10 protein-coding genes are annotated in these 12714 nt (G+C 64.1%); 5 read left to right on the top strand and 5 right to left on the bottom strand.

Going from position 1 to position 12714, the window contains the following annotated elements; genetic code table 11:
* Nucleotides 1–2 precede the first annotated feature (2 nt).
* The 5 genes from ECTPHS_RS14585 to ECTPHS_RS07350 all read right to left on the bottom strand — a co-directional run bounded on the left by ECTPHS_RS14585 (nucleotide 3) and on the right by ECTPHS_RS07350 (nucleotide 5323).
* Nucleotides 3–1238 (bottom strand): uroporphyrinogen-III C-methyltransferase, encoded by a 1236-nt coding sequence (locus tag ECTPHS_RS14585; protein WP_168044650.1) that lies wholly within the window; start codon nucleotides 1236–1238, stop codon nucleotides 3–5.
* 379 nt (nucleotides 1239–1617) lie between these two features.
* Complete coding sequence (locus tag ECTPHS_RS07365) at nucleotides 1618–2448, bottom strand: uroporphyrinogen-III synthase (RefSeq protein ID WP_050814229.1); 831 nt, start codon at nucleotides 2446–2448, stop codon at nucleotides 1618–1620.
* Nucleotides 2445–3413, bottom strand: a complete 969-nt coding sequence (gene hemC / locus ECTPHS_RS07360; RefSeq protein WP_008932085.1) for a hydroxymethylbilane synthase — start codon at nucleotides 3411–3413, stop codon at nucleotides 2445–2447. The genes ECTPHS_RS07365 and hemC overlap by 4 nt, the downstream gene beginning before the upstream one ends.
* 186 nt (nucleotides 3414–3599) lie before the next feature.
* Nucleotides 3600–4337 carry a LytTR family DNA-binding domain-containing protein gene (locus ECTPHS_RS07355; RefSeq protein ID WP_008932084.1) on the bottom strand — a complete coding sequence of 246 codons (738 nt, stop codon included), beginning with the start codon at nucleotides 4335–4337 and terminating at the stop codon, nucleotides 3600–3602.
* Nucleotides 4334–5323 (bottom strand): sensor histidine kinase, encoded by a 990-nt coding sequence (locus ECTPHS_RS07350; RefSeq protein WP_008932083.1) that lies wholly within the window; start codon nucleotides 5321–5323, stop codon nucleotides 4334–4336. Before ECTPHS_RS07350 ends, ECTPHS_RS07355 begins: the two co-directional genes overlap by 4 nt.
* A 224-nt stretch (nucleotides 5324–5547) precedes the next feature.
* Here ECTPHS_RS07350 and argH point away from each other — a divergent pair, with 224 nt between their 5' ends.
* The 5 genes from argH (at nucleotide 5548) to ECTPHS_RS07325 (ending at nucleotide 12710) form a co-directional block, all read left to right on the top strand.
* Nucleotides 5548–6945 carry an argininosuccinate lyase gene (gene argH / locus ECTPHS_RS07345; RefSeq protein ID WP_008932082.1) on the top strand — a complete coding sequence of 466 codons (1398 nt, stop codon included), beginning with the start codon at nucleotides 5548–5550 and terminating at the stop codon, nucleotides 6943–6945.
* A 177-nt stretch (nucleotides 6946–7122) separates the two neighbouring features.
* Nucleotides 7123–7503 (top strand): response regulator transcription factor, encoded by a 381-nt coding sequence (locus ECTPHS_RS07340; RefSeq protein ID WP_008932081.1) that lies wholly within the window; start codon nucleotides 7123–7125, stop codon nucleotides 7501–7503.
* Nucleotides 7504–7514: 11 nt separating this feature from the next.
* Nucleotides 7515–9656 (top strand): exonuclease domain-containing protein, encoded by a 2142-nt coding sequence (locus ECTPHS_RS07335; RefSeq protein ID WP_008932080.1) that lies wholly within the window; start codon nucleotides 7515–7517, stop codon nucleotides 9654–9656.
* A 4-nt stretch (nucleotides 9657–9660) separates the two neighbouring features.
* Nucleotides 9661–9960 (top strand): hypothetical protein, encoded by a 300-nt coding sequence (locus ECTPHS_RS13975; RefSeq protein ID WP_008932079.1) that lies wholly within the window; start codon nucleotides 9661–9663, stop codon nucleotides 9958–9960.
* Nucleotides 9961–9962: 2 nt separating this feature from the next.
* Nucleotides 9963–12710, top strand: a complete 2748-nt coding sequence (locus ECTPHS_RS07325; RefSeq protein WP_040405427.1) for an ATP-binding protein — start codon at nucleotides 9963–9965, stop codon at nucleotides 12708–12710.
* The last annotated feature ends 4 nt before the right edge of the window (nucleotides 12711–12714 follow it).

Raw genomic sequence — 12714 nt, 5'->3', positions numbered from 1 at the left:
GCTTACCCCTCCAGCCCGCTGAGCTTCTCAAGAGAGCCACTGATATCGGGCCGTTCGGCGCGCAGTTCCCGCTGTTCCAGGTCCTGCAGACGCTTCAGCAAGGGTGCGACCGGCTCGGAGGCGAAGTACTCCACCAGCAGCTCCTGGGCACCCTTCAGGTTGGCGCGGTAGTCCTCGGCATCCAGACGCAGGGCGGCCAGACGGGCGGACTCGATGCGCAGGGCCAGTAACTGACGCATGAACAGTTCAGCATCGGCATCCGGCATGGAGCGAACGGGCTGAGCGTGACGGCGCACGGTGACGTGCTGGTTCAGTTCGTTCATGACCTGGAAGTAGGCACGCTCCCACCAGGCGGCGTCTTCGGCGGGCTCGCCGTTGACCATCAGCAGGCGGGCGGCGCCGTTTTCGGCCTCGGGCATCTTCAACGGCATGGGCCTGAGCTCGGCGGTGATCTGCTCCAGCTCGGCGACCAGCTGGCTCACCTGGGTACCGTCATAGTTTTCCAGGGCCTGCTTCTCGAGGGCGATGGCGTCGCGCACTTCACCGAAACGCGGATCGCCGATGGCCTTGAGCATTTCGTCGGCGGCATTCAGCGCAGCCAGGGCACCCTGTGCATCATCCATCAGGCTCAGGCGGTGATCGGCGATGCGCATCAGGTAACGCACTTCGGCCACCTGCCATTCACGATGGGGACGTGCGGAGTCATCCTGCAGGGCGGTCAGGCCTTCCTCCAGGGTTTCCAGGCGACGGGCCTGGCGCTGCTCAATGCCGGCCACATCGTTACGGGCCTTTTCCAGGGCCTGGGCCAGTTCGTTGCGCACTTCCCTTTCCAGACGGCTGATGGTGTCCGGCAGGGCCTGGGTGCGTTCCTGCATCTGATTGAGTTCGCGCAGGGCGGTGCTCAGGCGGTCATTGGTGGCATTGACCATGTCCTGGGCCTTGTTGGCGTTGGACGCGGCGTTCATGCCGATACCCAGGGCCAGCACCAGAGCCACGCCACCGACGATCAGCGGCATCTTGCTGCTGCGGCCGCCGCCGTTGCCACCGGAAGCCGGCGGGGTCGGCGGGACGCGACCGCCACCGGTGGAACCAGGTGCGGTCGCCGGCTTGGCGGCGCCGGAAGCACTGGTCTTCGGCGGTTCGGTCTTGGCGGCACCGGCAGTGGTCTTTACCGGTTCGGATTTTTCAGACCCGGCTTTTGGCGAGTCGGTCTTCGGAGTTTCTGGTTTGTTGTCCACGGGTTTTGATGCCTCGGGCTTTGGGGTTTGGGATGGGTCGGCCCCGGCCTTGGGTGCATCGGACGTACTGCCCCCGGCCGCGGCTGTCTCGGGTGCGGGAGATTCGGGCTTGCCTGAATCGGGCTGGTTAGACCCGGAGGCGCCGGCCGCTCCCGCCGGTTGCTCAGAAGTGGATACGCTGCGAACGCTGCCTTCGATCGGATCGCGATCCTTGGCGTCGGCGTTGAATGCAGCATTGTCGTTGCCGGAGGCAGCGCTCACAACGGTACCGGTCAGTGGCCGCCCCCTGCTGGAAGATGTTTCCTTCAACTCGTCCGGTGCACCGGCACCGGTTGCCTGTGGCTTGTTCTTGCCTCTGGCCCTGTCTTTGGATCTAGATCTACTCATGAGTTTGCTTCCTCTTTTCAGCCCATTTCTGCACGGCCACCAGCATGGATTCATCGCTGGGATCGTCGGCCACCACTGGGGATTCCGTGAAGCCCATCTCCCGGACCGTGTCCAGCATGCGTTCGCAGCCCACCACCAGGGGGGTGTTGCGAAGCCAGAGCCGCCCTGCCTGACCGACCATCTCGTACAGGTTGCGCAGCCCCTCGGCGCTGGTAATCGTAATCACGTGGATGTCTCCCCGGGACCACTGACGCAGGAGCTGACCGGTATCCGCATCCGGCATGCCCCGTCGGTAGGTCTCGGCAAAGGTCACCCTCGCGCCCCGAGCAGTGAGTGTAGCACCTAGCAATTCACGGCCCCCGTCGCCGCGAAAGATCACGACATTCTTGCCCTGGACATCCTGCAGTTCCGGTTCTTCCAGCAGGGCTTCGCTGTCAAACCGGCTGGGCGGGCAGATATGCACCCGGTGCCCGAAGCGTTCCAGCGCCTTGGCCGACTTGATCCCTACCGTGGCCAGCTTCAGGCCTTCGGGCAGGCTTCGCCGCGCATGGATCAGGTTCATGGTCCGGGCGACGGCGTTCGGGCTGACAAACACCGCCACATGGAATTCGTCCAGTCGGTCAATCAGGGCATTCAGTGCGCCCGCGTCACCAGGGTCCATAATGGCGAGCACGGGAAAGCGCAATGCCCGCCCTCCGGCGGCTTCCACCATGCGACAGAACGGCTCCGCCTGGTGGGCGGGCCGGGTCACCATGACGGTGACGCCCTGCAGAGGCATGTCCGATGTCGCAGGGGTCATGTCCGCGGGCGCCGTGAATGTCATGACCGTTGGTCGTCTTGGGTCGGCGGTGCCTCGGGTGCCAGTCCCAGGTCGTTCAGGATCCTGTCGGCGCCCTCGCGCAGCAACTGCTCCGCCAGCGCAATGCCCAGGGCCTCGGCCTGATCATGGGGGCCGTTGAGGGCGCCACTATAGACCATGGAACCGTCCGGCTCACCCACCAGGCCGCGCATGTGGATCAGGCCGTCATCCCCCAGCACGGCATAGCCGCCGATGGGTACCTGGCAACCGCCGTTGAGACGGCGGTTGAAGGCACGCTCCGTGATCACCCGCAGGTGGGTGTCCGGGTCGTTCAACGGGGCGATCAGCTCCATGACCTCGGGATCATTGCTGCGGCATTCGATGCCGATGGCGCCCTGACCGATGGCCGGCAAGCTCTCTTCCGGGGTGAGGATGGCGGTGATGCGGTCTTCGAAGCCCAGACGCTTGAGGCCGGCGGCGGCGAGGATGATCGCGTCATAGTCACCGGCATCCAGCTTGGCCAGGCGGGAGTTCACGTTGCCGCGCAGGTCCAGCACCTTGAAGCTGGGGAAGCGGGCGCGGATCTGGCACTGGCGCCGCAGGCTGGAGGTACCGACGCGGGCACCTTCGGGCAGCTCTTCCAGCGACTTGTACTTGTTGGAGACGAAGGCATCGCAGGGATCTTCCCGGTCCATGATCACCGGCAGCTCCAGGCCCTCGGGCAGTTCCATGGGCACATCCTTCATGGAATGCACGGCGATGTCCGCCTCGCCCTGCAGCATGGCGGTTTCCAGTTCCTTGACGAAGAGTCCCTTGCCGCCCACTTTCGCCAGCGGGGTATCCAGGATGCGGTCACCCTGGGTGGACAGCTTCACAAGGGTCACCTTGACCTCGGGAAACAGTTTCGTGACCCGGGCGGCCACTTCCTCGGCCTGCCAGAGGGCGAGAGGGCTTTTCCGGGTGGCGATCTTGAGTTCGGTTTTTGGCATCTTCGGGTTTGAAGCTCGTGAAAATGTGGCCGTTCAAATGGTTCGCGGTATCGTACAACGCAACCATACATTATGTCTGCCTTTCAACACACACGGCAGAGGTGCCTGTGTCAACTTTCATTGACCCGGGCCGCTATTCTTTGCTGCCGCGCATGCCGGAATCCTGTCCCGGCAGACCCTTTGCCGCTAAAGACACTTCAGGAAGCGGCGTACCTCGGCCACGTGGCGACGACTGACTTCCAGTCGTTCCCGCGACCCTTTGAGAACCACTTCGAAGCCGCCCTGGCTGTTCTTTTCCATGCCACAGAATCGGGCCTTGGCAACCAGGGCGTTGCGGTGAATGCGCAGGAAGCTGCCGGTAAACTCTTCTTCCAGGGCCTTGAGGGGTTCTTCGATCAGCACTTCGCCGCCGTCATGGCGGACGGTGACGTATTTCTGGTCTGCCTGAAAATAGTGCACCGAGTCCACGGGAATCAATTCCAGGTTGCCCCGGACCCGGGCACAGATATGGCTGCGGGCGGTGCCGGTCTGGGTGGCGGGTTCGTGGAGCGCGCCGAGCTGGGCCCGGTTGGGCCGGCCGGCCTGCTCCAGGGCCTCCTGCAGGCGCTCCCGGCGTACCGGCTTGAGCAGATAGCCCACGGCGTGGGTTTCAAAGGCCTCGAAGGCATGCTCCTCATAGGCGGTGACGAAGATCACTGCCGGGGGTGTGTCCATGCCGGCGATGTGTCGCGCGGCCTCCAGGCCATCCATGCCCGGCATGCGGATGTCCATGAGGATGATGTCCGGCTCCAGTTCCTGGGCCAGCCACACTGCCTGTACGCCGTTGGATGCGGCGGCAACCATCTGGTATTCGTCCATGTCTTCCAGCAATGAACTCAGCCGTTCCCGTGCCGGCAGTTCGTCATCCACGATCATGACCTTCATGGCAATCTCCTTGGCAGCGAGAGATCCACTCGATAATGGTCCGAGGCCTGGAGGGTCTCCATGCGTGCCTTGCCCTGATAGGCCAGGTCCAGGCGTTGGCGGATGCTTTCCTGGGCAAACCGGTTTCCGGGTCGCCGGCGCCGCTCCTGTTCCGAAGGCATGGGATTTTCGATGGTGATGTCCAGCCGTTCTCCCTGTTGGCGGATCTCCACGCGCACGCAGCCGCCTTCGGTCAGCGGCTCGATGCCGTGGTAAATGGCATTTTCCAGCAGGGGTTGCAGGCTCAGGCTGGGAACGGGATAGTCCATGGCCACCGAGGGTGCCACATGCCAGTCCACCTGGAGGCGGTCTCCCAGGCGCAGGGCCTCGATGCGCAGGTAGTTCTGAGAGAGCTTTACTTCATCCTGGAGGCTGACCATGTCCTTGCTGGACAGGGTGGCCCGGAACAGGTCGGCCAGGTCCATTACGGTGGCTTCGGCCACCTCGGGGCGTGTCCGTGTGAGGCTGGCGATGGTATTCATGCTGTTGAACAGGAAATGAGGCCGAATCCGTGCCTGCAACGCCTGTACCCGTGAGCGGGCTTCGGACTCCACATTGGCCTTCCACTGCTTCTGTACGTAGAGGTAGCGTAGCGCCACGGCGCTGACAATGGCGCTGATGGCCAGGGTACGGGTGAGGAATTCGCCGATCGAAAGGCCACCCTCAAGCAGGTTCCAGTCCAGGTGGCGACCGGTCCACAGTGACAGCAGGGAGAGTGCCAGGGTGATGGTCAGGGTGATCAGCCAGGCCGCGGCGGCGGCCTGCAAGGCGCTCAGGCGTTCCAGCAGGCTCCGGGTTGCGCACAGGACCAGCACCGTCCCCAGGGCGACCCACTGCACGAACAGGGAAATCAGTGCCAGATTGACCCAGAATCCATGACGGCTACCGCCGGAGGAGAGGGTCAGCAGGAAGGCCAGCAGCTGCCCCATGAGCACGACCACGAACACGGTGCGGCTCTCGCAGAAATTGGGCAGGAATCCGGACGCGGTTCCCGACTCCTCTGCAGGGGTTGATGAATGCCTGGGCCTCATGATGATCGCGGTCTGCTGCCGTGCATGGGGGTGGATGAATAAGGGTTCCCTGGCCCCGGGTCCCGCGCGAGGGCCATTGCATCCCCTACAGTATCTCAATGGTATACTCCTTGCCAGTTATCCGGAGATCTGCACCTTCTATGAACGCCAAGGCATCACAAGACAAACTCTGGGGCGGCCGCTTCTCGGAGCCCACCGACAGCTTCGTGGAGGCGTTCACTGCCTCGGTGGAGTTCGACCGCCGCCTCTACCGGCATGACATCCAGGGATCCTGCGCCCATGCCCGCATGCTGGCCAGGGTCGGGGTGCTGACGGAAGATGAATGCGGGCGCATCGTCGCCGGCCTGGAGGACATCCTGGCTCAGGTGGAGCGAGGGGAGTTCGAATGGTCCGTGAGCCTGGAGGACGTCCACATGAATGTGGAGGCCCGGCTCATCGAGCGTATCGGTGACGTGGGCAAGAAGCTGCACACGGGCCGTTCCCGCAATGACCAGGTGGCCACGGACATCCGCCTCTACCTGCGCGAGGCCATTGATCATCTGCTGACGGAAATCCGGCGTCTGCAGCGCGGACTGCTGGATCTGGCGGAGCGCGAGGCAGAGACGGTCATGCCCGGCTTCACCCATTTGCAGACCGCCCAGCCGGTGACCTTCGGCCATCACATGATGGCCTGGTTCGAGATGCTGGAGCGGGATCACGACCGCCTGGTGGATTGCCGCCGCCGGGTCAATGTCCTGCCCCTGGGTTCCGCCGCCCTGGCCGGCACCCCCTATCCCCTGGATCGCCACTACACCGCCGAACTGCTGGGTTTCGACCGGGTGACGGACAACTCCCTGGATGCGGTCAGCGATCGGGATTTCGCCATCGAGTTCTGTGCCGCCGGCGCCCTGATCATGACCCACCTGTCCCGCTTCTCCGAGGAGCTGATCCTCTGGGCCAGCGCCCAGTTTGGCTTCGTCGATCTGCCGGACCGGTTCTGCACCGGCTCTTCCATCATGCCGCAGAAGAAGAATCCCGACGTACCCGAACTGGTACGGGGCAAGAGCGGCAGGGTGAACGGCAACCTCATCGCCCTACTGACCCTGATGAAGGCCCAGCCGCTGGCCTACAACAAGGACAACCAGGAAGACAAGGAACCCCTGTTCGACACCATCGACACCCTGGCCGGCAGCCTGCGGGCCTTTGCCGACATGGTGCCTCATATCCAGGTGCGGGCCGATATCATGCGCGCCGCCACTCGACGCGGGTTTGCCACCGCCACCGATCTTGCCGATTATCTGGTCCGCAAGGGCATGCCGTTCCGTGACGCCCATGAGGTGGTGGGCCGGGCCGTGCGCCTGGGTGTTGAGACCGGCCGCGATCTGGCCGACATGTCCGTGGATGAGCTCAAGGGCTTTTCCGATATCATCGAGGCCGATGTGCACGATGTGCTGACCCTGGAGGGTTCCCTGGCGGCCCGGGATCTGCATGGTGGTACCGCCCCCCGTCAGGTCCGGCTGCGTATCGCCGCGGCCCGGGAGCGTCTGACCGAGGCCTGATCTCCCCGGCGATATTCCCTGTCCGGTTTTCGTCATGCCCCCGGTGAAGGGGCATGACGCGCTTGCGTCATGACGCTATCGGTTGCCTGTGCTATTTTGAGCTTATAGCCATAGGTTAAAAAGGTATTGAAGCAGGCCGTCCGTGCCGGTTTCAAGAAGGATAATTAGGAGGATGAGATGGCGCCCCAATCCGTACTGGTGGTGGACGATGAACCCAATATCGTCCTCTCATTGGAATTCCTGATGAAGGAAGCCGGTTTCGACGTGCGCGTCGCCCGTGACGGCGAAAGCGCGCTGGAAGCCGTGCGCCAGGCCCCCCCCCATGTGATCCTGCTGGACGTCATGCTGCCCAAGCGGGACGGTTATGATGTCTGCCAGACCATCCGCGCCAATCCGGCGTGGAAGGATGTCCGTATCCTGATGCTCACCGCCAAGGGGCGGCAGATCGAGAAAGAGAAGGGGCTGGCCATGGGGGCGGACGACTACATCACCAAGCCCTTTTCCACCCGTGAGGTGGTGGAACGGGTGCGCGCCTACATGCCGGACGCAGAAAGCTAGGCCGCCTCTCCGTGGACAAGCGCACACTGGTTGCACTGCTCCTCTGGTCCCAGGTCCTCTTTGCCTATCTGGGCATGGTGGTGGTGGCCAATTTTGATGTCCTGACTCAGGGGGAGTTGCCGACCCAGTGGTTCGGGCTGCCTTTGCTGGCGGCACTGATCTTTGTGGCCCCCATCTACCTGACATGGTTTGCCCTGCGGCGTCTGGTGTTTCGTCCGGCGCGAGTGTTGAGTCGGGATGTCCGCGCCCTGCTGGAATCCCGGTCCGCCGATGCCGAGATCAGCCTGCCTGCCCGTCATGCCATGGGGAGCTTGCCGGACAGTGTCGGCGCCATGGCGGTGGCCCTGCGCGCCTCCCGCCGGGAGATCCGCAGTGCCATGGCCTCCGCCACGGCGCAGATCAATGAGCAGAAGACCTGGCTGGAGGTCATCCTTCAGGGTCTCACGGAGGGGGTGCTGGTGTGCAACCGCAATCACCAGATGCTGCTCTATAACCAATCGGCCATCACCATTCTCAACGAACCCGAGCGGGTTGGTCTGGGCCGGCCCCTGTTCGATGTCATCTCGAAGGCACCGGTGATGCATACCCTGGATCGCCTGGAATGGCGCCGCTGCACCCGGGGCGAGTCCCAGGCGGAACTGTCCGAATCCTTTGTCTGCACCAATGCCGAGTCCACCCGCATCCTGCAGGGGCGCATGGCCCTGATCCTGGATCCGCGCGGGGAGACCAGCGCCTATCTGATCACCCTGGTGGATATCTCCGCCGACGTGGAGACCCTGACCCACGTGGATGCCATCCGCCGTGCCCTGACCATGGAGCTGCGTGGTGCCGTGGGCAATTTGCGGGCGGCGGCCGAGACCGTCGATGCCCATCCGGAGATGGCCACCGAGGTCCGGCGCCGATTCGAGCATGTGATGCGCACCGAAAGCGAGCAGCTCAGCCGGCGCCTGGAAGAGCTGGCCGCCATCTTCCGGGGCCATGCCCTGGGCCGCTGGCCCATGTCCGACATCTTCAGCTCCGACCTGATCAGCTGTGTGGCCCGGCGTCTGGAGGATCTGCCGAATCTGCGCCTGGTGCCCGTGGGCCAGCCCCTGTGGGTGCAGGGGGACAGTCTCTCCCTGGTACGTGTAATGGAGTGCCTGCTGCGGGAATTGCACGCCTTTTCCGGTGCCGATACCTTCCATGTGGAAACCCTGCTCGGGGATCGACGCATCTATCTGGATCTTTCCTGGAAGGGACAGGTGGTGCCGGCCAAGCAGCTGGACCAGTGGTTGGACATCTCCTGTGGTGAGGAACTGGGCCACCGTACCGTGCGCGACGTGCTGGACCGTCACGGCATCGAATTGTGGAGCCAGCAGGCGGGGCTGCCCGGCGAGGCGCTGTTGCGACTGCCCCTGATCGTACCCAAGCGGCCCCAGTTCCTGCCCGAGGGCGAGCGCTTGCCGCCACGGCCCGAATTCTACGATTTCGGCATCATGCGCGAGCACGAAGGCACCCCGGAGCTGGCCGATGTCCTGCTGGAGGATCTGACCTTCGTGGTCTTCGACTGCGAGATGACGGGTCTGGACCCGGTGGGAGGCGACGAGATCATTTCCATCGCCGGCGTGCGCGTGGTCAAGGGTCGGGTGCTCACCGGCGAGACCTTCGAGCGCCTGATCAACCCGGGCTTTTCCATTCCGGCCGCGTCCATCCGCTTCCACGGCATCACCGATGACCAGGTACGGGACAAGCCGCCCGTCACCGAAGTGCTGCCCCTGTTCAAGGCCTTCGTGGGCGATGCGGTGATGGTGGCCCACAATGCGGCCTTCGACATGAAGTTCATCAGCATGAAGGAAGCCCGGTGCGGCATCAGCTTCCCCAATCCGGTACTGGATACCCTGTTGCTGTCGGTGATGGTGGAGGACGAGGAGGAAGATCACTCCCTGGATGCCCTGCTGGAGCGCTACGGCATCCAGATCTCGGGGCGTCATACCGCCCTGGGGGATGCCGTCGCCACCGCGGAGCTGCTGGTGCGTCTGATCGAGCGTCTGCAGGCACAGGGATTCAAGACCTTCGGCGAGGTCATGCGCTCTTCCAACATGGCGGCCCAGTTGCGTCAGCGTGAACATACCCTGACCCATCAGGGCGGGAACGGGTCGGCCGTGGGGGCGTGACGCCATGAAGCCGTCGCTCCCACCGGAGGATACCCAGGGTGACCGGGGCCTGCGGATGGCCCCGCCCAGCGGCGCCCGGGAGCGATACGTGGCGGCCTTCCTGCTGGGACTGGCCTTGTTCTTTCCCCCCTTGCTGGCGGTGTTCGATGTACCCACCACCTTGCTGGGGATCCCGGTCCTGTTCCTGTATCTCTACCTGGCCTGGCTGACCGTGATCCTGGTGGTGTTGCTGATCGTGGTTCGCAACCCCGACGGGGACGGGCCGGATGACCCGGCCGCGGGACGGGAGGATGAGCACCGGTGAGCATGGGCCTGGTCATCGGCGTCTCCCTGGGCTATCTGCTGATCCTGTTCGGCATTGCCTACTGGGGGGACCGCCGGGCGGACCAGGGCCGCAGCGTCATCAACAACCCCTATGTCTACGCCCTGTCCATCGCGGTGTACTGCACCTCATGGACCTTCTACGGCAGCGTGGGCCTGGCGGCCCAGGGGGGCATCCACTATCTGCCCATCTATCTGGGGCCCACCCTCATGGCGGCGGTCTGGTGGATCGTCCTGCGCAAGATGGTGCGTATTTCCAAGGTCAATCGCATCACGTCCATCGCGGATTTCGTGGCCTCCCGCTACGGCAAGAGCCCCCTGTTGGGGGGGCTGGTCACCGTCATCGCCCTGGTGGGGCTGATCCCCTACATCGCTTTACAACTCAAGGCAGTTTCCGACACCTTCACCGTGATGGTCATGTACCCCGAGGTGACGGCCCAGGATCTGATGCACAGTGTGCCGTTCTACATGGATACCGCCTTCTATGTGGCGCTGATCCTGGCCCTGTTCGCCATCCTCTTCGGTACCCGTCACATCGACACCGCCGAACATCACCAGGGCATGGTGGCGGCCATCGCGTTCGAGTCCATCGTCAAGCTGGTGGCCTTCCTGGCCGCCGGCCTTGTGATCACCTTCGTGATCTTCGGGGGACCGGCGGATCTGTTCGACCAGGCGGCCCGGCACCCGGATCTGGCCGAGCTGTTCCGGGTCGGGGAACTGGCGGACTACGGTAATTGGGTGGCCCTGATCCTCCTGTCCATGGTGGTGATCCTGGTCCTGCCGCGGCAGTTCCAGGTGGCGGTGGTGGAGAACGTGGACGAGCGTCACGTGAGCAAGGCCGCCTGGCTGTTCCCTCTGTATCTGTTCCTGATCAACCTGTTCGTGTTGCCCATCGCCTTTGCCGGGGTGCTGATGTTCGGCCATGGGGAGATCCACCCGGACAGTTTCGTTCTGGCCCTGCCCCTGTCCCAGGACCTGCAGTGGCTGGCGCTGATGGTCTTTCTGGGCGGGCTGTCCGCCGCCACGGCCATGATCATCGTCGAAACCGTGGCCCTGGCCACCATGCTCTGCAACGATCTGGTGATGCCGGTATTGCTGCGCATCCGCTGGCTGCGGTTGCAGCAGCGCAAGGACCTCACCCGCCTGCTGCTGCACCTGCGGCGCTGGGGCATCCTGGTGGGCATCCTGCTGGGCTACGGCTATGTCAGGATCACCGGAGACATGGTGGCCCTGGTGGGGATGGGGCTGGTGTCCTTCTGCGCCGTGGCCCAGTTCGCACCGGCCCTCATCGGCGGCATCTTCTGGAAGGGTGCCACCCAGAAGGGGGCTTTGGCAGGTCTGGCGGCGGGATTTGCCGTCTGGCTCTATACCCTGTTGCTGCCGGCCTTTGCCCAGTCGGGCTGGCTGTCCATGGGTTTTGTCGAACAGGGGCTGATGGGGATCGCCCTGCTCAAGCCCTATGCCCTGTTCGGGCTGGAGGGGCTGGACCCGATCACCCATTCCCTGATCTGGTCCATGCTGGTGAACGTGGGGGCTTATGTGACCGTCTCCCTGCTCACCCGTCAGAGCACCATGGAACGTATCCAGGCCAACCTGTTCGTGGATGTGTTCCGGCTCTCCGCCGATCGCTACGGCAGCTCCCGATTCTGGCGCGGTACCGCCACCGTGCGCGATCTGCTGGACCTGCTCAAGCGGTTCGTCGGGGAGGAGCGGGCAGTACGGGCCTTTCATCAGTATGCCCGTGCCCGTGGACTGGATTTTCGCCGCATGCGCGAGGCGGACGGCGAGCTGATCCTCATGTGCGAGCGCCTGTTGGCCGGTTCCATCGGCACCGCCTCGGCCCGGGTCATGGTTTCCAATGTGGCCAAGGGGGACGTGGTCAGCCTGGAGGAAGTGATGGAAATCCTCGACGAGGCCAGCCAGGTGATCACCTACAGCCAGCAACTGGAGGCCAAGTCCCGGGAGCTGGAGGCGGCCACCGCCGAACTGCGGGCCGCCAATGCCCAGTTGCAGCAGCTGGACCGCATGAAGGATGACTTCATCTCCACCGTCACCCACGAACTGCGTACCCCGCTGACCTCCATCCGCTCCTTCACCGAGATCCTGCATGATCATCCGGATCTGGAGACGGCAAAGCGCCAGGAGTTTCTGGGCATCATCATCAGCGAAAGCGAGCGTCTGACCCGGCTGATCAACCAGGTGCTGGACCTGGCCAAGCTGGAGTCCGGAGCCATGCGCTGGTACATCCGCCGGCTGGATCTGGTGGAGATCCTGACCGAAGCCGCCACCACCACGGGCCAGCTGTTCCGGGACAAGGGGGTGGACCTGGCCCTGGAACTGCCGGAACAGCCGGTCTGGCTGCCCACGGATCGGGACCGGCTGATGCAGGTGGTCATCAACCTGCTCTCCAATGCGGTGAAATTCACGCCACCGCAAACCGGACGGGTGGTGCTGCGCCTGCGCCCGGCCCGGGACGGGGGGGTGCGGGTGGAGGTGGAGGACAATGGCCCGGGGATCCCGGCGGAGGCCCTGCCCACCCTGTTCGAGAAGTTCCGTCAGGTGGGCGATGCCCTCACCGACAAGCCGGAGGGCACCGGCCTGGGTCTGGCCATCTGCAAGAACATCGTGCAGCGACTGGGGGGGCGGATCTGGGTGGAGACCGAGCCCGATCAGGGCAGCCGTTTCATTTTCACCCTGCCGGTGCCCCGGTCCCCCGAGGCGAACGATGACTGAGGCG

This window comes from Ectothiorhodospira sp. PHS-1, assembly GCF_000225005.1.
GTDB lineage: Bacteria > Pseudomonadota > Gammaproteobacteria > Ectothiorhodospirales > Ectothiorhodospiraceae > Ectothiorhodospira.
The sequence above is the reverse complement of the archived record's forward strand: the minus strand, read 5'-3'. Positions and strand labels throughout refer to the sequence as shown.